13 protein-coding genes are annotated in these 19,140 nt (G+C 40.7%); 5 read left to right on the forward strand and 8 right to left on the reverse strand.

All coding sequences use genetic code 11. The features are described from left to right. Positions 1 to 153 precede the first annotated feature (153 nt). The 4 genes from thrC to OIZ54_RS18390 all read right to left on the reverse strand — a co-directional run bounded on the left by thrC (position 154) and on the right by OIZ54_RS18390 (position 5,409). Positions 154 to 1,437, reverse strand: coding sequence for a threonine synthase (gene thrC, locus OIZ54_RS18375; protein WP_096042168.1), 1,284 nt, complete (start codon positions 1,435 to 1,437; stop codon positions 154 to 156). 11 nt (positions 1,438 to 1,448) lie between these two features. Next, entirely contained in the window at positions 1,449 to 2,384 is a 936-nt protein-coding gene (thrB, locus tag OIZ54_RS18380) for a homoserine kinase (RefSeq protein ID WP_029773773.1), read from the reverse strand. A 9-nt stretch (positions 2,385 to 2,393) separates the two neighbouring features. Next, a complete protein-coding gene (thrA, locus tag OIZ54_RS18385) occupies positions 2,394 to 4,811 on the reverse strand; it encodes a bifunctional aspartate kinase/homoserine dehydrogenase I (RefSeq protein WP_004586857.1) in 2,418 nt (805 codons plus the stop codon). 229 nt (positions 4,812 to 5,040) lie between these two features. Next, positions 5,041 to 5,409, reverse strand: coding sequence for a response regulator (locus tag OIZ54_RS18390; RefSeq protein ID WP_024031682.1), 369 nt, complete (start codon positions 5,407 to 5,409; stop codon positions 5,041 to 5,043). Between the two features lie 372 nt (positions 5,410 to 5,781). On the opposite strand from OIZ54_RS18390, the gene OIZ54_RS18395 reads away from it, so the two are divergent. Then, entirely contained in the window at positions 5,782 to 7,539 is a 1,758-nt protein-coding gene (locus OIZ54_RS18395; protein WP_264391012.1) for an ATP-binding protein, read from the forward strand. Between the two features lie 83 nt (positions 7,540 to 7,622). After that, the gene (rdgC, locus tag OIZ54_RS18400) at positions 7,623 to 8,531 is read left to right on the forward strand and encodes a recombination-associated protein RdgC (protein ID WP_004586854.1); all 909 of its coding nucleotides are present in this window, start codon (positions 7,623 to 7,625) and stop codon (positions 8,529 to 8,531) included. An 82-nt stretch (positions 8,532 to 8,613) separates the two neighbouring features. Here the strand turns inward: rdgC and OIZ54_RS18405 are convergent, their stop codons facing one another. Next, positions 8,614 to 9,453 carry an HDOD domain-containing protein gene (locus OIZ54_RS18405; protein ID WP_004586853.1) on the reverse strand — a complete coding sequence of 280 codons (840 nt, stop codon included), beginning with the start codon at positions 9,451 to 9,453 and terminating at the stop codon, positions 8,614 to 8,616. A 275-nt stretch (positions 9,454 to 9,728) separates the two neighbouring features. Here OIZ54_RS18405 and OIZ54_RS18410 point away from each other — a divergent pair, with 275 nt between their 5' ends. Continuing rightward, on the forward strand, positions 9,729 to 11,429 hold the full coding sequence (locus OIZ54_RS18410) for a dipeptidyl-peptidase 3 family protein (protein WP_264391013.1): 1,701 nt from the start codon (positions 9,729 to 9,731) through the stop codon (positions 11,427 to 11,429). 44 nt (positions 11,430 to 11,473) lie between these two features. On the opposite strand, the gene OIZ54_RS18415 is transcribed toward OIZ54_RS18410, so the two are convergent. Continuing rightward, positions 11,474 to 11,878, reverse strand: a complete 405-nt coding sequence (locus OIZ54_RS18415) for an HIT domain-containing protein (RefSeq protein ID WP_004586851.1) — start codon at positions 11,876 to 11,878, stop codon at positions 11,474 to 11,476. A gap of 112 nt (positions 11,879 to 11,990) precedes the next feature. Here OIZ54_RS18415 and OIZ54_RS18420 point away from each other — a divergent pair, with 112 nt between their 5' ends. Next, a complete protein-coding gene (locus OIZ54_RS18420) occupies positions 11,991 to 14,216 on the forward strand; it encodes a S9 family peptidase (protein ID WP_004586850.1) in 2,226 nt (741 codons plus the stop codon). A gap of 143 nt (positions 14,217 to 14,359) precedes the next feature. Beyond that, positions 14,360 to 15,997, forward strand: a complete 1,638-nt coding sequence (locus tag OIZ54_RS18425) for a methyl-accepting chemotaxis protein (RefSeq protein WP_264391014.1) — start codon at positions 14,360 to 14,362, stop codon at positions 15,995 to 15,997. A 220-nt stretch (positions 15,998 to 16,217) separates the two neighbouring features. On the opposite strand, the gene OIZ54_RS18430 is transcribed toward OIZ54_RS18425, so the two are convergent. Together OIZ54_RS18430 and dinB are read right to left on the reverse strand one after the other, a co-directional pair. Then, on the reverse strand, positions 16,218 to 17,753 hold the full coding sequence (locus OIZ54_RS18430; protein WP_264391015.1) for a M17 family metallopeptidase: 1,536 nt from the start codon (positions 17,751 to 17,753) through the stop codon (positions 16,218 to 16,220). A 239-nt stretch (positions 17,754 to 17,992) separates the two neighbouring features. Beyond that, positions 17,993 to 19,045 (reverse strand): DNA polymerase IV, encoded by a 1,053-nt coding sequence (gene dinB / locus OIZ54_RS18435; protein ID WP_264391016.1) that lies wholly within the window; start codon positions 19,043 to 19,045, stop codon positions 17,993 to 17,995. Positions 19,046 to 19,140: the final 95 nt, after the last annotated feature.

A 19,140-nucleotide genomic window follows, 5' to 3' on the forward strand; every position in this document is an offset into this window, starting at 1 on the left:
ACAGCGTTTTTAAGATGATATTTTTTTATAAATGCATTAATAATTTAAATGGTTTTTATTTTTTACATTTAATTAGTTAATGATAAATACTTTATTTAGCGCGTTCAAAATACAAAAAAAGCGGCCAAAGCCGCTTTTTTAACGCTAGGTTAGTTAGCCTAACTTAGCGAGTATTTCAGTGCGTAACGCTTCATAATCAGGGTTAATGTCGCTTGCTAAACAAGGTTTAGCAAGTGCGTCGCTAAGTGGTTTTGGCATATCAAGTTCAATATTTAGAATCTCTTCTACGCTTTCTTTAAACTTAGCAGGGTGAGCAGTTGCTAAAAAGATACCTGCTGCGCCGGGTGCTTTATTCTCTACAAGACCTTGGTATGCAATAGCGGTATGCGGCTCTGCAACATAACCAGTTTGTTGAATATTTTTCATCACTGCTTGCGTATTTTCTTCGCTCACACTGGTTGAGTAAAAATTATCATAGCTAAACCAGTTATTATCTAACATTGTTTGCACACGTGGCCAGTTATTTGGCTTGCTCACATCCATCGCATTTGAAAGCGACTCAAGTGTGGCATTTGGCGCCCAATTTTTATCAAGCATGTAACGTGGCACGGTGTCGTTTTGATTTGTAGTCGCGCTTAGTTTACCCACCGGCAAACCAATTACAGCACCAATCATGGCGGCACATACATTACCAAAGTTACCACTAGGGACCGAAATATGCGCTGTAGCACGCTTTTCTTTTGGTAGCTGAGCAATGGCTTCAAAGTAATAACATACTTGTGCCACTAGGCGGCTAATGTTGATTGAGTTAGCTGAATTAAGGCCAAGTGTAGATTTAACTTCGTCATCTAAAAACGACTTTTTAACCAGCTCTTGGCAATCATCAAAACTGCCATCAACCGCGTAACAATGAATGTTGTTCCCAAGCGTAGTAAATAGCTTTTGCTGAGCAAGCGAAATTTTGCCTTTAGGGTATAGAATAACCACATCTATGTTTGGCTTGTTGTAAAACGCATGCGCAACAGCAGCGCCAGTATCGCCAGAGGTTGCCGTTAAAATCGTGACTTTTTCGCCTTGATTAAACTGTGCTAAACACTCAGCCATAAAGCGCCCGCCAAAGTCTTTAAACGCAAGCGTAGGGCCATGAAAAAGCTCTAAACAATAGTTATTGTCTTCAACTTCTACCAATTTTACGGGGAAGTTAAACGCATTTTTAACCATTTTAGCAACGGTATCAGTGGGTAATTCATCACCAATAAGGTGCGATAAAATTTTGCTACTGCGGGTAACAAAGTCCATATCTAATAACGCATCTACATCCGCGAGTGGCGCTAAGCTTTCAGGGAAAAATACCCCCTGATTACGCCCAAGCCCTGTTTTTACCGCTTCAACAAACGACACTTTTTGAGAATTTTCTTTTAAATTATGTAATTGCATAAATGCCTATCCTATAAAACTGTTAATTGACGCGTGCCGTCGTTATCTAATTTACAAATGTGGCAAAAGCCCTGCTCATTTATATAGTTTTGCGCTAACCACTGCGCACATTTTTCAGCAGCTTCTAATGTTTTACACACTGTAAATAACGTAGGGCCTGCACCTGAAATACTGACAATTTCTGCACCAAGCGCTGGCAAATTTGCTTTCGCTTCGCTAAACCCTGTTATTAACGGTGCTCGGTACGGCTCTGCTATATCGTCTTGCATAATGCTCAATGCATCATCAAAACGCTGCGTTAATAACAAACTGCTAAATGCCGATAAACGCTGTGCAAACTCAACCCCTGCATGCATGCTTAGCTCTTTAGGTAATACCGAGCGTGCCTTTGCGGTATTAAGCGAAAACCCAGGAAACGCCGCTACGTAGTACCAGTTTTCATCAACTGGTAGAGCAATTGACTTATCAGGAATTAAATCGCCTGTAAGCTGTAAGCCCCCTAAATAACACGGGGTGATGTTGTCATAATGACGTCCGCCACTGACTATCGCTTCAAAATCAGCCATTAATTCAATCAGCTCAACTTGGCTTAAATTGGTTTGAGCAAACTTATCAAGCGCAGCAAAGGTTGCTACCACCGAGCACGCACTCGAACCTAGCCCTGAGCCAATTGGTAAGTTCTTTTTAAGCTCTAATTTTACACTTGGCATATCTGGCGCAACGTGCGCTCTAAAATGCACTAAACATTGATATGCTAGGTTTTCGCTCGCATCGCTTGGTAACTTATGCGCATATTCGCCAGAGCAAACAAACTCATCACTTGCTGCGGCGCTTACTACGGCTACATCACCTAATAAGCTGCCATCAATAGGCGCAAGCGCTGCGCCAAGTGCATCAAAGCCCACTGCAAAATTACCTATAGACGCCGGAGCATATACTTCTATCATAATGCTCTCCTAGCGCGATAACGTTTTTAATACGTCGGCAAATACGCCTGCAGCGGTTACTGCAGAGCCTGCACCGTAACCACGAATTACAAACGGGCGTGGTTGATAATACTGGCTTAAAATAGCTAATGCGTTTTCACCATCACGAATAACATTTAATGCATGCGATGAATCGACCGCTTCAATGCCTACTTTACAGTGGCCTTCTTTAATTGTACCTACATAACGCAGTACCTTGCCCTCTGCTGCCGCACTTTGAATACGGTCGTTAAACTCAGCGTCTAAACTTGGCAGTTTAGCCATAAATTCATCTACGCTGTCGCCCTGTGCAAAACCTTGTGGCAATACCGACTCGACTTCTATATCACTAAGCTCTAATTTCATGCCGGCTTCGCGAGCAATAATAAGTAATTTACGTGCTACATCGGTGCCCGATAGATCATCGCGTGGGTCTGGCTCTGTAAAACCGCTTTCTTTTGCTTTAATAGTTGCCTCAGAAAGTGATAAACCATCTTCTAGTGCACCAAACATGTACGACAGGGAGCCTGATAAAATACCGCTAAACTCAAGTAACTCATCACCTGCACCAAATAACGACTGTAGGTTATCGATTACCGGTAAGCCTGCACCTACGTTTGTTTCGTATAAAAACTTGCGGTTATTTTTTTGTGTTGCTGCAATTAAGTCTTGGTAATAATCATACGAGCTGGTTGTTGCTTTTTTATTAGCGGCAACCACATGGAAGCCCGCATTTAAAAAATCCACATACTGAGCTGCTAGCGCATCAGAAGACGTACAATCTACAAGCACAGGGTTTACTAAGTGATTTTGTTTTACAAACTGCTCAACTAAATTTAAATCAAACGCTTGCTCTGATACTGCAAGCTTTTGCTGCCAGTCATCAAATGCAATACCTTCGCTGTCTAAATGCAATTGACGAGAATTAGCAACGCCATATAGGTTTAACTTAATATTACGTTTTTCAAGCCACGCTTGCTGGCGCTCTAACTGAGAAATAAGCTCTTGGCCTACTAAGCCACAGCCAAGTAAAAATACGTCAATTGAAGGGACGTGCGTAAAAAAGTTTTCATGGCATATTTTCACTGCATCGTTACACAGCTCGCCATCAATAACCGCCGAAATAGCACTTTCTGTAGAATCCTGCGCAATGGCTACAATGTTTACTTGGGCCTGTGCAAGAGAAGCAAAAAACTGTGCTGCTAAACCTTTGTGTGCACGCATGTTATCGCCCACTAAAGTGACAATGGCAAGATTACGTTGTACTTGTACCGGCTCAATTAAGCCTGCTTGTAATTCAAGTTCAAATGCACTTTGTAAGGCTTCTAGCGCGAGCGCTAAATCACTTTCGTGCACACAAAAGCTAATGCTAAATTCACACGATGATTGAGTAATTAATACTATCGATACGTTATCGTGCGCAAGGGCATTAAATACCTTAGAGGCCATGCCCACTTTACCTTTCATGCCAGGGCCTGACACGGTAAGCATTGCTAAGTCTTGCAAGCTAGAAAGCGCTTTTACTGGCTCATCAGATGAATAGTCGTTACCAATTAATGACCCTTGAGCATCTGGGTTATGGGTATTTTTAATTTCGCACGGTACGCCCGCTTTCGCGCACGGTAAAATGGTTTTAGGATGAAGTACTTTAGCGCCAAAGTAAGAAAGCTCCATCGCTTCTTTATAAGATAAGAAATCAACTTTAGTTGCTTTTTTGATGTAGCGCGGATCAGCACTGTACACACCATCTACGTCAGTCCAAATTTGGCAAATTTCAGCATCTAAACACGCCGCTGCAATAGCTGCCGAGTAATCAGAGCCATTACGACCAAGTGTAGTAAGTTCGCCTTGCTCGTTGCTTGCTGTAAAGCCTGGCATAATGTAAATGGTGGCTGGGTTTTCTTTAAGTACTGCTTGAAAGCGTGCTTTACTCGTTACCAAGTCGGCCTCAGCATCAATATAGCCACCAGTAGAGGCAACACAACGCGTTGCTTCAAGGTATTGTGCATTGTGCGAGCTTAATAAACTTTGCATTAGCGATACGCTAACACGCTCACCAAAACTAATTACAAAAGCACGAATTTGATCTGGGCAACACTTAATAAGCGCCACACCATCTAGCTTATTTTTAAGCTCATTAAAATCTGGCCAGTTTGTTACTTCGCCACTGCTTTTTTCTACTTCTGCTTTTAATGTCTCGCATCGGCTTAGCAAAGCTTGCCATTGCTGAGAAAAATCTTGACCTTGCTCAGCGGCACTTGCCAGCGCAACTAATGAATCAGTCATACCTCCGGGTGCAGAAAGTACCAGTAACATTTCATCTTTTAACTGTGCTTTTACCAGCAAAGCTACTTGTTGCAAACAGGCAAAGTCGGCAAGCGAAGAGCCTCCAAATTTTAAAACGCGCATTATTTATGTTCCTCATCCCATAAAACGAAAAAAGGCCTGTGTTCTTAGTGAACACAGGCCTTTAAATTTGTTGCACCGACCTATGCCACTATCCAGTAAGAATGGTGGTTGTAATAATAATGGTCAGTGCGCGATTAATTGTTTTCATAGAGCTAAGACTGCCTTAACAAAGGCTATGCTGTCAACCCCAAATCAAAAGATAAAACAGCCTTTTTGAACATGAAAAAACCTAATGAATGCCAAATTTATGCAAAACTTCACTTAAAGCCGATTTATTAATAGGTTTATTTATAAAGTCGATAGCACCAAGCTGCGCGACTTTTTGTTTCATTTGTTGTTGTATATCAGCGGAGATCACCAGTACAAAACACTCAATTTTTTCTGCCTTAATGCGCTCCAGCACTTGTACGCCGTCAACTTCTGGCATGGTTAAGTCTAAACACAAAAGATCAAATTGCTGCAAGCGTAAAAGCGCCAGCGCATCGGCCCCGTTTGCGGCTTGTTGAATGTCGGCACTCACGCATTCATTTAAACAACGCACAACTTGTTTGCGTGCAACAGTGGAGTCATCACACACTAATATAGAAAATTTCATCATGTTAACTACTAAAATAACCTTCTAAAAATTATAAAAACGAGCCGTCCGTTGGTTTTTGCTATTCTAACACGTTCCTAAAACTCTAACACTTTGCTTGTTCGCATAATGTAATACTGTAACCTTACAATAAAACGTTAAATATTATTAATAATTGCCTTAGCTGCCTATTAAAAATCATCGTTTTTGTAATCTCAGTAGGCATTAAAATTAATTTAAATCAGTTTAGTGCACTATTATTAAAACAAAACGACTCAATAGCTGGGCTATCTCTTTAAAATATAAATTTTTTATTTATTTTTAAGGTTTTATTGACTAACTTTTAAGTTAGAAATTGCAACTTAGATATAATTACACCGGATGAGTAAATCCCATATGTTACAAAAAAGCCTTTCTAAGAAATTGTTAACTAATGTTTTATCAGTGTATTTTTTGCTTACCTTTGTGGTGACATGTGGACAGGTGCTTGCAGAATTTGTAAATACTAAAGACTACATTCGTGATGAGCTAAGTACGCTACAAAAAACCTTTAGCCGAAGCTTAACACGCGCAATTTGGGAACTAAACACAAAGCAAACAATTACAACCGCAGAAGGCTTACTTGCTATACCTATGGTGGAGGGCATTATAGTGCGCGACGACAGCGGGGAAATTATTTCGCAGCTGGGGCGCTCTTTGGATATACACAAACTTTATAACCAACAACTCGTACAAGAGGAAGTCATTATAGAGGACACCAAATCGGGTCTCTTTGGTTATACCTTTCCCCTAATTTTTGAATTTTCGGGGCGCGCTACTCAAGTAGGTGATGTGACCTTGTTCTCTAGCCGCGATGTGGTATTTAGCCGAATAATGGTATCTATTTACTTTTTAATTGGTAACGCCATGATCAAAACCACCTTTTTGATCATTCTGTTTTTAATGGCATTTAGAAAGCTGCTCACCGACCCTTTAAACGAGTTAACCGATCAAATAGAAAACTTAGAGCTTGATGACTTAGAAGGTCAACACATAGACATTGAGACCGAAGAGCATAACGAGCTAAACGTTATGGAGCAGTCTTTTAATAACTTAATAGATAAAGTAGTTCAATACAGAAAAGAGCTTGAGCACACCCAACGTGAGTTGATTGTTAGTAACGAAAAGCTCGACCAGCACAATATACAGCTTGAACAAGATGTTGCCCGTAAAACGTCAAACTTAAGCCAAGCAATGATGGATTTACAACAGCAAAAGTACGAACTAGAAAAACAAAAGCTGGTACTAACCGAAGAAGTTGATTTACGCAGACACACCGAAGAAGAATTATTAACTAAACAAAAAGAGCTTGAACGCTACCTAGACGAGCTAAGCCTTGCTCAAGAGCGCTTAGTAGGCACCGAAAAAATGGCTGCACTAGGCGGATTAGTCGCCGGTATTACACACGACATAAATACACCTATTGGGATTGGTGTAACTGCTATATCGTTTTTACAAGAGCGTTTAAACACGTTAGAAAATGCCTACAAAGAAAAAACGTTATCGCCCAAAGCATTAGAAGAATTTATAAACGAAGCCAAGCAAAGCACGAGCTTGCTTACAACCAACCTTGATAGAGCCTCTGAGCTTATTGCCAGCTTTAAACAAATAGCGGTAGACCAAGCCAGTGAAGCTGTAAGAACAATTAACTTTAAAGACTATTTAAACGAAGTAATTTTATCGCTCCACCCTAAACTTAAAAAAACCAAGCACACCATAAATTTACAGTGTCCGGATGATTTAGTTCTTAACCTGCCTGCAGGGGCAATTAGCCAAATTTTTACCAACTTAATTATGAACTCAATTATTCATGGTTTTGATAATATTGCGCAGGGCAATATTGATATAAATATTAGCGCCGATGACACATTCCTTATTATTGACTACACCGATAACGGCAATGGCGTAACAAAAGAGCAATTAGCCAAATTGTTTGACCCATTTTTTACTACAAAACGCGACCAAGGCGGCAGTGGGTTAGGCACACACATAACCTTTAACTTAGTTAAGCAAACACTTAGCGGCTCAATAGAGGCAAGCAGTGAGCCTGGCAAAGGGCTTCATTACCATATTGAGTTTCCTAAAAACATGCCAAAGCCATTATTTAATCAATAACGGCTTTGCTTAAAATCAGCCATTTCGAGAACCCCATTTTATTGCTATGATTGAGCAAATTTAAAAGATGGAAAAGTTACCTTATGTGGTTTAGTAACCTGATTTGTTATCGCTTTAAGCAAGATGTTTCGTACACTCAAGAAGAGTTTGAAAAAGCGTTAGAACAAGATGTATTTCGCCCTTGTGGCTCTCAAGACCTTTCTACATTTGGTTGGACAAAAGCATTTGGTAAGCATGGTGACTCGCTGGCGCATTTTTCACAAAAAAGCATTTTAGTGTGTGCCAAACGTGAAGAAAAAGTACTGCCTGCATCTGTTGTTAATGAAATGGTTGCCGAAAAAGTAGATCAAATAGAAGCGGAAGAAAACCGCCCTGTTAAAAAGAAAGAAAAAGACGAGTTAAAAGAAAACATTTTAACTACCTTATTACCTCAAGCGTTTAAAAAATCGAGCCTACAGTTTGCTTTTATTGACCAAGAAAACGGCTGGGTTGTAGTTAACAGCGGCAGTTTTAATAAAGCAGAAGAGCTACTTGCATTGCTGCGTAAGTCTCTGGGCACATTACCGGTAGTACCTGCTTTTGCAAACTACGACCTAGATGTATTTTTAACTGATTGGTTAACTAACTTCAGCACCCCTGAAAACTTTGCTATAGGTTTTGATGCTGAGCTAGAAGAAGCCGACGACAGTGGCGCACAGGTTAAACTAAAAGGTCATGATTTATCGTGTGATGAAGTTAAATCGCACCTAGAAAATGGTAAACGCGTGACCAAACTTGCACTTGATTGGCAAGAACGCCTGAAGTTTATGCTGCAAAACGATGGCTCTATCAAGCGTTTAAGCTACTCAGAAACTTTAAAAGAAGAAAACGCCGATATTCCTAAAGAAGATATGGCGGTTAAATTAGATGCTGACTTTATTTTAGCCTCAGAAGAAATCAAGCTACTGCTTGAAGAGCTGACGGCCGGTTTAGGTGATGCAGAAGATTTATAAAACGCTAAAATTATAAGCGCTATTAAAATCAAAAAAAGCACGACTTAGTCGTGCTTTTTGCTTTTACCTTTATAACTGCTAATTAGCTAAATGTGTCTTTTACATTTTCGAGCATGTCGTTGTATTCGTCACTTGAAAATAGCTGCATAGAAGGAATAACGCCTTTATCTATGTAAGTTTGTAAAGCCGCTGATTTATCAGAAACCTGTAAAGTCCCCTCTAAAATAGCGCCAATACGAATAAAATCAACATAACCAATCTCTTCAGGGCGATACGTAGGGTCTGCCCAATGCCTAGCAACATTTACAAATTCAGGTGGAAACTCCCACGCTCCCATAATTGAGCCACCAATTTTACCACTGAGCTTTTGAATTGCATGTGCTAAAAAGCTTGGGTTAGCAAACACCTCTGGGTGGCGCTCAGCTTCGGTTAAAATAGGCAGTACACCAATGTTATATACCAACGACGCCAACGTAATAGCGTCACTATTTAACGATGTACGTTTATTATTTTGTAAATAAAACGCCATAAGCGTTATTGAATGCCCAGCCACATTTAGCGTTTTTTGCCACGCTTTACTCATGTAGCCTTTTATTAGCTCATTATTAGAAACAAACAGCTGCTCCATTGCCATTGCGGTTGCTATATTTTTAATTTGGCGTAAACCAATGCGCGTAACCGCTTGCTGTAAGTTAGACACTTTAACCGCTCGGCCCATAATTGCACTGTTAGCAACTTTAATCATTCGCGCTGAAAGAGCCGGGTCTTGCCCAATCACGTCTGACATTTGCATTAGGTTTACATCAGGGTTATCGGCCGCTTGGCGCACTTTAATTGCAACTTCAGGTAACGTAGGTAAAACCAAAGTGTCGTTATTGATTCTATCAACCAAAATCGTTAATAGTGCATTTTCTGTAGACATAGAACTGTCATCCTTTTGTTTCTGGGCCGCAATGCAACTGCTAACCTCGGATAAAATGAGTAATACAATGAGTATTATCTAACTTACCGATAAAGTTAAGAAAATTATATAAATTAATTGTTATTATCGCCTGCAGACGCGGTACACCGCCAAACACTTGCTATTTACCATTTAGTTTTGCTTTAATGCAGTCACTATAAGGAAACGTTTGTACGCGCTAGCAATTAAATTTAAGCGTACAAATAATTAAACTTACTTTTTTAACAGGCAATCAAATGATCTTAAACAAAATTAGCCAAGCAATTTTACTCTCAGGCGTCGTTTTTCTTAGTGCATGCTCAGAGCAAGCCCCCTCTTCGACCGAAGCCACAGGTGTAGAACTTGCTCAAAAAAGTGCCGCGCAAGCTGGCCCAGATTTAATTAATATTGATAAACAACGTTTAGATATTTACACCGACTTTAGCCTAAAAGCCGACCTATCTCATTTAAGTGAGAATCAAAAAGCCATGGTTGCTAAGCTTATCGATGCCTCTAAAATTATGGACGAGCTATTTTGGAAGCAGGCTTTTGGCGATAATAAAGACGCTTTTTTAGCAAAACTAAGTGATGAAAAAGTACGTAAATTTGCTGATATTAACTACGGCCCTTGGGATCGTTTAAATGGTGACGAACCGTTTTTATCAGGTTACAAAGAAAAAGCCCTTGGCGCACAATTCTACCCAGCCGACATAACAAAAGAAGAGCTAAATAACGCCGACGTAGAAGATAAAAAAGGCCTTTATTCATTAATCAAACGTGATGAGCAAGGTAACCTTTACAGCGTGCCTTACTCAAAAGAATACGCTGAGGAGTTAGCTAAAGCAGCAGATTTATTACGTGAAGCCAGTAAGCTTGCCGATGACAAAGAATTTGCTAATTACTTAAACCTACGTGCTGATGCACTACAAAAAGATGATTTTCAGGGTTCTGACTTTGCCTGGATGGACATGAAAAATAACCCAGTTGATGTGGTTATTGGCCCAATTGAAACCTACGAAGATCAACTCTTCGGCTACCGCTCTGCTTATGAGTCGTATGTACTAATTAAAGATTTAAAATGGAGCGAGCGCCTAGCTAAATTTGCGGCCTTTTTACCAGAGCTGCAAAAAGGTCTACCGGTAGATGCTAAATATAAGCAAGAAGTGCCAGGTTCAGACGCCGATTTAAATGCTTACGATGTGGTTTACTATGCAGGTCACTCAAATGCGGGCAGCAAAACTATTGCCATTAACTTACCAAACGATGAGCAAGTACAGCTTGAAAAAGGCACTCGTCGCCTGCAGCTTAAAAACGCAATGCGTGCAAAATTTGATAAAATTTTAGTGCCAATTGCTGAGCAGTTAATTGTACCTGAGCAACGTAAGCATATTACCTTTAACGCCTTTTTTGCCAATACCATGTTTCACGAAGTGGCTCATGGCCTAGGTATTAAAAACACCATTACAAATAAAGGCACTGTGCGCCAATCATTACAAGAGCACGCAAGTGCACTTGAAGAAGGTAAAGCCGATATTTTAGGTTTATACATGGTTGAGCAGTTACTTAAAAAAGGCGAAATTACCGAAGGCACATTAGAAGATTACTACACCACCTTTATGGCGGGTATTTTCCGCTCAGTACGTTTTGGTGCATCAAGCGCACATGGTAAAGCCAACATGATCCGCTTTAACTTTTTTGCACAAGAAGGCGCTTTTTCTAAAAATGAAGAGGGTTTATACCGTGTAAATATGGAAAAAATGGGCGTGGCTATGGCTAAACTGTCGCGCTTAATTTTAACATTACAAGGTGACGGCGATTACGAAAAAGTAGATCAACTAATTACCACTCATGGCGATATTAAAGAAGAGCTTGCTAAAGACTTAGAAAAACTAAGCCAAGCGAATATTCCGGTTGATGTAACCTTTAAACAAGGTAAAGACGTGTTAGGCCTTAACTAACCCAACACGTAATACTTTGTAATAGTTTAATAAGGCGCTGTAGTTTATAACTGCAGCGCTTTTTTTAGCGCTATTATTTGCTCATCTGTGTATGGCTTTGCAGGAAACTTACCCCACACCGGTGCAGGCCACGCAGCATCAGTTGTAAAACGTGCAATATGATGAATATGTAATTGCGGCACCATATTACCCAAAGCGGCCACGTTTAATTTATCAGGGCTAAACACTTGCATAATAAGCTTGCTGAGTTTGGCCGACTCTTTTAAATATACAATTTGATCGGCATCAGATAAATCGATGATCTCTTTTAAATTAGGTTTTCTGGGCACCAATACAAACCAAGGGTATTGGCTATCGTTAAGTAATAACACCTTACATAAAGGCCAATCTGCCAGTTCTATACAATCGCGCTTAAGCTCTGGGGCGAGTTCAAAAGTGTGGTTCGTCATCGTCACATCCTAGTTAGTCTTTAATAATGGCCACTTTATAGCATTTATTTGCAGTTGCACACGCTTAGCTTTACCATTTAATACAATATTTATAATGAGCTAAGGCAACCTTGTGCTAAAAAAAATAAAACACTTAACCCTCGCACTACCGCTAGCTGTTGGCGCACTAAGCGTACAAGCAAAACCATTATCGCTAGAGCGTATTTTTGATGATCCGAGCTTGTCGGGTAAAGCTCCCGTACAACTTAAGTTTTCACCAGACGGTAGCCGCGTAACTTACCTGCAAGGTAAAACCGATGACTACAACCGTTATGATTTATGGGAATACAACTTAAAAGATAACACCAACAGAATACTGGTTGATTCTGCAAAGCTATTTTCAGGCCCAGAAAACCTCTCTGATGAGGAAAAAGCACGCCGCGAACGCCAACGTATTTTTGGTAAAGGTATTTTAGAGTATAAATGGTCTAAAGATGGCAAAGCCCTGTTATTCCCACTCAATGGTGACCTGTATTATTACGAGCTTGCATCTGGTAAAAGTAAAAAACTTACCAATACAGAAGCGTTTGAAACCGATGCCCGTTTTTCTCCTAAAGGTAACTATGTATCGTTTATTCGCGAGCAAAACCTTTACGCTTTAGCACTTGATTCAGGTAAAGAAATACAACTGAGCAAAGATGGCGGCGGCGTTATTAAAAACGGCATGGCCGAATTTGTAGCACAAGAAGAAATGAGCCGTATGACTGGCTACTGGTGGGCTGGCGATGAATCTAAAATTGCATTCACTCGCGTAGATGAAACCCCAGTAAAAGAAGCCATCCGTAACGAAATTTATGCAGACGAAGTAAAGCTATTTAATCAACGTTACCCATTTACAGGCACCGACAACGTTGAAATACAACTGGGCGTGGTGTCTTTAAATAATCAAAACGTTGACTGGGTTGATTTAGGCGATGATAAAGACATTTACATTGCACGTGCTAAATGGCTAAAAGACAGCACTACCCTTTCGTATCAATGGCAAAATCGCTCACAACATAAGTTAGAACTACGTTTTTACAATAGCGATACTAAAACGCAAAAAGTAGCGCTAACAGAAAACAGCGATACGTGGATCAATTTAAACTTTGATCTGCATTTCTTAAAAGACAAAAAGCATTTTGTATGGGCTTCTGAGCGTGATGGTTTTAAACACCTTTATTTGTACCGCACTAACGGCCAGCTAATTCGACAAATCACCTCAGGAGACTGGGTTGTTGATAGCTTAAAAGGCGTGGATGAGAAAAAAGGCATAGTGTACTTTGCAGGACGTAAAGACACCCCGCTTGAAAGCCATTTATACAGCGCACCACTGTTTAAAAAAGGCAATATTAAGCGCATCACCGAACAAGGCCAATACCACAAAGTGGTAATGGCTAAAGACAGCAAAACGTTTATTGATAATAGCTCATCGGTAAACAAGCCTAACTCGGCGGCACTACGTAAAGTAAATGGCGAATTTATCACATGGCTTGAACAAAATAAGCTTGATGATAGCCACCCATTAACACCTTATTTAAGTGATTTAGCAACTCCAGAGTACGGCACAATTAAAGCAGAAGATGGCCAAGTAATGCATTACCGCTTGTTTAAACCAAGTAATATTGCAGACGGTAAAAAGCACCCAGTAATTGTTAATGTATATGGCGGCCCGCATGCACAACGCGTTACAAATAGCTGGCGCAGCAAAAACTTGTACTTTCAATACATGGCGCAACAAGGCTATGTTATTTTTCAGCTCGATAACCGAGGCTCATACAACCGTGGTAAAAAGTTTGAAGACGCTATTTACAAGCACTTAGGTGTTGTAGAAGTAGCAGATCAAATTAAAGGCGTTGAGTTTTTACGCACGCTTGATTACGTAGACCCACAACGCATTGGTATTTATGGCCACAGTTATGGCGGATACATGGCCCTAATGACCATGTTTAAAGCGGGCGATTACTTTCAAGCCGGTGTATCGGGAGCACCAGTTACTGACTGGGCACTTTACGACACCCATTACACTGAGCGCTACCTTGGTCATCCAAAAACCAATGCCAAAGGCTACGAAGACAGCGCCGTATTCCCATACGCTGATGGCTTAAAAGGCCCATTAATGATTTACCATGGCATGGCCGATGACAACGTGTTATTTACCCACGCCACTAAATTATTTAAACAACTACAAGATAACGAAAAACAGTTTGAAATGATGACCTACCCAGGCTCAAAACACAGCTTACGCGGTAAACAGGTGCAAACACATTTACACCAAACCATCACAAACTTCTTTAATCGACATTTTGATGTTAAATAATCATATGACGACTAAATAGACTAAAGGCTGATTGAAAAATCAGCCTTTTTTTTGTCTTAATAAGTTAGTAAGCCTAGATTAAACGCTTTTTTTAGCTACGCTTATTCTATGCGCTAAGGCGTACACTAATTGAGGACAAATTAATGCTTAACCTACGTAGTTTCAGTATTTTCCAGCGTTTTTTACTGTTAATAGCCATTGTTGCATTTGGCTTAATAGTACTTAGTATATCTAGCTTAACTCATCAATATAGCTCACTCAAAAACGAGCAATATCTAAAAACCCAAAATGTAGTAGAAACGGCATACAGTATTATTGAGCATTACCACCAGCTTGAACAAAACAATACACTCACACAAGCGCAGGCTCAATCACAAGCACTGGCCACTATAAAAGCGCTGCGCTATGACAAAACAAATTACTTTTGGGTAAACAACTACCAACCCCAAATGGTAATGCACCCAATAAAGCCTGCGCTTAACGGTAAAGACTTAAGTAATAATAAAGACCCCGATGGCAAAGCACTTTTTGTAGAAATGGTGAACATTGTAAAACAACAAAAAGAAGGTTTTATTCCTTATAAATGGCCAAAACCAGGAAAAGATCAGCCGGTAGATAAAGTCGCATTTGTAAAAGGCTTTAGCCCGTGGCAATGGATTATTGGCTCAGGCGTATACCTAGATTCAATAGATGAAGCATTTAGCGAGCAGCGTAATCTCATCATAATTAGCGCCTTAGTTATGATTATTGCTGTCATTTTATTAAGTTACTTTATTGGTAAAAGTATACTCACGCCTACTCGTCTTGCCGCAGGCATGATGAAAAACATATCGCAAGGTGAAGGTGACTTAACACGTACGCTAAGCGAATCGGGCAATGATGAAATATCAGAGCTATCACGCTCTTTTAATTTATTTGTTTTAAAAATGCGCGAGTCGTTAGTGCATGTATCGCACAGTGCAGATGATGTAAGCAGACACGCTCACACGGTGGATGAGTCAAGTAGAACAAGCCACTCCTTCATTGAACTACAAAACGACAGTTCCACACAAGTAGCCGCCGCCATGGAGCAAATGACGCACCAAATTCATGATGTGAGTCGTAATGCCGACGCCGCAGAACAAGCTGCCAATGATGCAGCGCACAATGCCTCAACCGGTAAAAACGTGGTAGCGAATACCATTACCGCCATAGAAACACTCTCAAGTAATATAGAAACAGTGAGCCAAGTAACTGAAGATTTAGCAAACGAAAGTAACAATATAGGCTCTGTGCTTGATGTGATCAGAAGTATATCGGAGCAAACAAACTTACTTGCACTCAACGCTGCTATAGAAGCGGCTCGTGCAGGCGAGCACGGCAGAGGGTTTGCAGTTGTTGCCGATGAAGTGCGCACATTAGCCAGCAGAACTGGGCAAAGCACAGATGAAATTCAAGCCATGATCACTAAATTACAAGAAGGCGCTAAAGCGGCAGTAGAGGCGGTAAAATCAAGCCAAGCACTGTCGGTGACGACGGTAGAGCAGGTTTCATCTGCAGATACATCGCTCAATGAAATAGAAAGGCTGGTATCTATAATTACCGACATGAACAGCCAAATAGCCCGTGCCACCGAGCAGCAAACACAAGCTGCTGACGAGGTTAATTTACGTATTAACGAGCTATCTCAATCAACCGAGCAATCACTAAATAATACAAAGCAACTTACCGATGCCAGCGATAACCTTAAACAAAGTAGCCAAGGGCTTTCGAGCGTGGTTAATCGCTTTAAATTAAAATAATTAAAAAACAGAAGCCCTGAATTAACAGGGCTTTTTTATTGTATAAGCGTTTTTAGCTTATACCATTTCGCATAATTAAGTGATCTATTTTTAGGATGGAAAAACGTGTTGATGGCTAGGCAAAAAATTTGCTATTTAGTTGTTCTAAATGAGAATTTTTTAACACAGATAGCGACACGTTTAGCCCCGAAAAATGATTAAGTATTATTGCGGATTGGTATTACATACAGTAGCGTGCAAATAAGCTGGTTACTGATGCTGCGGTTGGCTTGCCGTGCTGCCAATCACCGCCTTCAACACCACTACCAGCAATGTCCATATGTACATAAGGAAGCGGCTGCTCAGAGTCGTTACCGTGTTTATCAAGCCCACCAACAACGGCTAAAAACGCCATAGGGAATTGATGCCCACGGGCTGTAACAGCAGAGGCCGCATTATTGCTTGATAAAACATCATCAGCGAGGGTACGCGGTTTGATAAAGTCGTAATCTTCACGGCGAGAGCGAGAAACCTCAGCTGCATCTGCCCATAAATCACCACAATCCGCTATTTGACGAGAGATATTAGCACTACGTGCAGGTCCGTTTTCAACATACGCTCCGTAAGGACCCATAGCACGTGCCGCGTGGCCTGTAAGGGTTGCTACGGTGAATAATGTTGGATTAACTTCACCTTTGGCTACATCTTTCATTTCGCTAAGTAGGTCACCCATAGCTAAACGCCCTTCTGCATCGGTGTTACCAATGCGTACACGTACGCCTTCACGGCTAGTGATAATTTCATCTGGTACAAAACAATCTGAGCCAATTGAATTACGAACCACAGCTAAGTAAGAAATAACTTTAACGCCTTTAGGTTGGTAATCTGCCACGGCTTTCATAAAGCCCGCAACGGATGCAGCCCCGCCTTTATCACGGCTCATACCCGCCATGTAACCGCCTACTTTTAAATCGGCGCCGCCGGTATCGTAAACTAAGCCTTTACCAACAAACATTAGCGTGCGCGTTACTTCACCTTCTGGCACGTATTCTAGCTTAACAACACGTGGATGGTGGCGCTCAACCGCATAAGATGCGCGAGCAACGGTGCTAAGCATAGGGTAGTTTTTATCTATCGTGTTAATATCGTCAATCACATCAACCGCTACTTTAGAGCCTTTAAAAAGCTCAACACAGTAATCAGCAAAGCGTGGTGGCGCCATACGTTCAGGCTCAGTACCGCATAAATCACGTGCCGCATATTGCCCTGCTGCAATTGCATTTACAGCTTTAACTGTTTGCTCATTTGCATCGATTAAACCAATTTGCGTAATAGGTTCAATGCTTTCGCCGTGGTATTCGCGCGCCTCCAAAGGTTGCCATAATGCTTGGCATGCGCCTAAATACGCCACTTCTAATGCATGCTGGTAACGCGCATCTGTATGTAATTTTGGTAAGTAAATAGCAGGGTTTACACTACCCGCGGCTTTTGCTTCGTTAATCGCTAGTTTAGCAGCATCAAAGTAGCGTCTTACATCATCGTAATCGCGGTTAAGCGGCCCAGTAGGCGCTAAAACAACGCGTACATTATCAACCACTAAAAACGTAACTTGTTTACCAATACGAGAATCTACTTTAGCGTATGATTCGATAGCATCACTTAATGAGTTATTGGCTAATTGAGAAAAGTCATCACTAATTATAATAAGTGCATCGTGAGAAAATGAGTCAAAGCTTGCACTAAGTGATTGTGCAGCTATCGCTTGAGGATATGCCATAAGTAAAACTCCTGTTAGAAAACATAAGGGGCTATTATCGTTGATATAAAAACACAAAACCAGCCAACTGCGATCAGCTCATTTTAATCTGGCAACTTGGTTTTACAGCTAACTAAAGTGACTCAGTGTTTTAAGAAGAAACTAACAACAACTATATAGCTTTTAGTAAAGGCAGCCCCTGCTTGCTCCACGTTTAAATTACTTTGCTAAAGCACTCTAAATTGCAAAAAAGCGTGTAGTTAATCAAGAATACTCAGTTGCAAATTTAAATTAGGTTCATTTTTAACACCTACCCCAATACCTAATAAACGCACCGGTTGCTGCATCCCACGTTGATACGCCTTAGAGAGTAATTCAGTAAAAATAGCAGTATTTAATTGATGATGAGCTTGATCAGCTGAGGTAACAACAAAGTTTGCAAACTTCACTTTTACACTTAGCTTATTAATACGGTTTTGTAGCTGTTGCTTATTAAGGCGCGCTGTTAGCTCTTGGAGTAATTTAGGTAACTGATCTAAACATTCTTGTAAGCTATTTTTGTTGTATTCATAGGTGTGTTCAACACTAAGGGATTTACGGACTCGTTCAGTGGTTACTTTACCAATATATTCGCCAGCACATTTTTGATAAAGCGATACACCAAAATTCCCCACATGCTGCTGCATCCAATTAACGCCTTTCTCGCGAACGTCTTTACCTGTGTATAACCCCTTTAAATTAAGCTTTTCGAGGGTTACTTTGCCCACACCAGGGATTTTACCCAGCGGTAAATTATTTAAAAACGCATCAACTTCATCCGGTAAAACCACAAATTGGCCATTGGGTTTATTTTCGTCACTGGCTATTTTGGCAATAAACTTAATGGGGGCAACCCCGGCAGAGGCAGTAAGGCCGGTATCGTTATAAATATCTGCTCTAATTTGCTGAGCAATAAGCGTTGCGCTGCCTTTGCATGCGGTGCTGTTGGTTACATCTAGGTAAGCTTCATCAAGCGACAGCGGCTCTATTTGGTCGGTATAGCGTTTAAATACAGCGCGTATTTGGTTAGAAATTTCTTTATAAACCGCCATGCGCCCGGGCACAATAACTAAATCGGGACATAATTGCTTAGCGTGGTAGTTAGACATAGCCGAGCGAACACCATATTCGCGCGCTATATAATTTGCTGTAGAGAGCACGCCACGACGGCTATTGCCACCAATCGCTAAAGGCACACTGGCAAGTTTGGGGTTATCGCGCATTTCAACCGCTGCATAAAAGCAGTCCATGTCGATATGAATAAACTTTTTCATTACCACATAACAACTGTTTATTTATACAGCCATTATTAAGGATTCACTTTCATTAAGCAAGTCCATTAAAGCCTGTTTAACTTGCTAAAGTTAAA

The organism is Pseudoalteromonas sp. A3, from assembly GCF_025942345.1.
In the GTDB taxonomy this organism is placed as follows: domain Bacteria; phylum Pseudomonadota; class Gammaproteobacteria; order Enterobacterales; family Alteromonadaceae; genus Pseudoalteromonas; species Pseudoalteromonas atlantica.

What these genes read in the sequence shown, in the direction of transcription:
- thrC (WP_096042168.1), bottom strand. Translation starts at nt 1,437, where the DNA reads ATGCAATTACATAATTTAAAAGAAAATTCTCAAAAAGTGTCGTTTGTT.
- thrB (WP_029773773.1), bottom strand. Translation starts at nt 2,384, where the DNA reads ATGATAGAAGTATATGCTCCGGCGTCTATAGGTAATTTTGCAGTGGGC.
- thrA (WP_004586857.1), bottom strand. Translation starts at nt 4,811, where the DNA reads ATGCGCGTTTTAAAATTTGGAGGCTCTTCGCTTGCCGACTTTGCCTGT.
- OIZ54_RS18390 (WP_024031682.1), bottom strand. Translation starts at nt 5,409, where the DNA reads ATGATGAAATTTTCTATATTAGTGTGTGATGACTCCACTGTTGCACGC.
- OIZ54_RS18395 (WP_264391012.1), top strand. Translation starts at nt 5,782, where the DNA reads ATGTTACAAAAAAGCCTTTCTAAGAAATTGTTAACTAATGTTTTATCA.
- rdgC (WP_004586854.1), top strand. Translation starts at nt 7,623, where the DNA reads ATGTGGTTTAGTAACCTGATTTGTTATCGCTTTAAGCAAGATGTTTCG.
- OIZ54_RS18405 (WP_004586853.1), bottom strand. Translation starts at nt 9,453, where the DNA reads ATGTCTACAGAAAATGCACTATTAACGATTTTGGTTGATAGAATCAAT.
- OIZ54_RS18410 (WP_264391013.1), top strand. Translation starts at nt 9,729, where the DNA reads ATGATCTTAAACAAAATTAGCCAAGCAATTTTACTCTCAGGCGTCGTT.
- OIZ54_RS18415 (WP_004586851.1), bottom strand. Translation starts at nt 11,878, where the DNA reads ATGACGAACCACACTTTTGAACTCGCCCCAGAGCTTAAGCGCGATTGT.
- OIZ54_RS18425 (WP_264391014.1), top strand. Translation starts at nt 14,360, where the DNA reads ATGCTTAACCTACGTAGTTTCAGTATTTTCCAGCGTTTTTTACTGTTA.
- OIZ54_RS18430 (WP_264391015.1), bottom strand. Translation starts at nt 17,753, where the DNA reads ATGGCATATCCTCAAGCGATAGCTGCACAATCACTTAGTGCAAGCTTT.
- dinB (WP_264391016.1), bottom strand. Translation starts at nt 19,045, where the DNA reads ATGAAAAAGTTTATTCATATCGACATGGACTGCTTTTATGCAGCGGTT.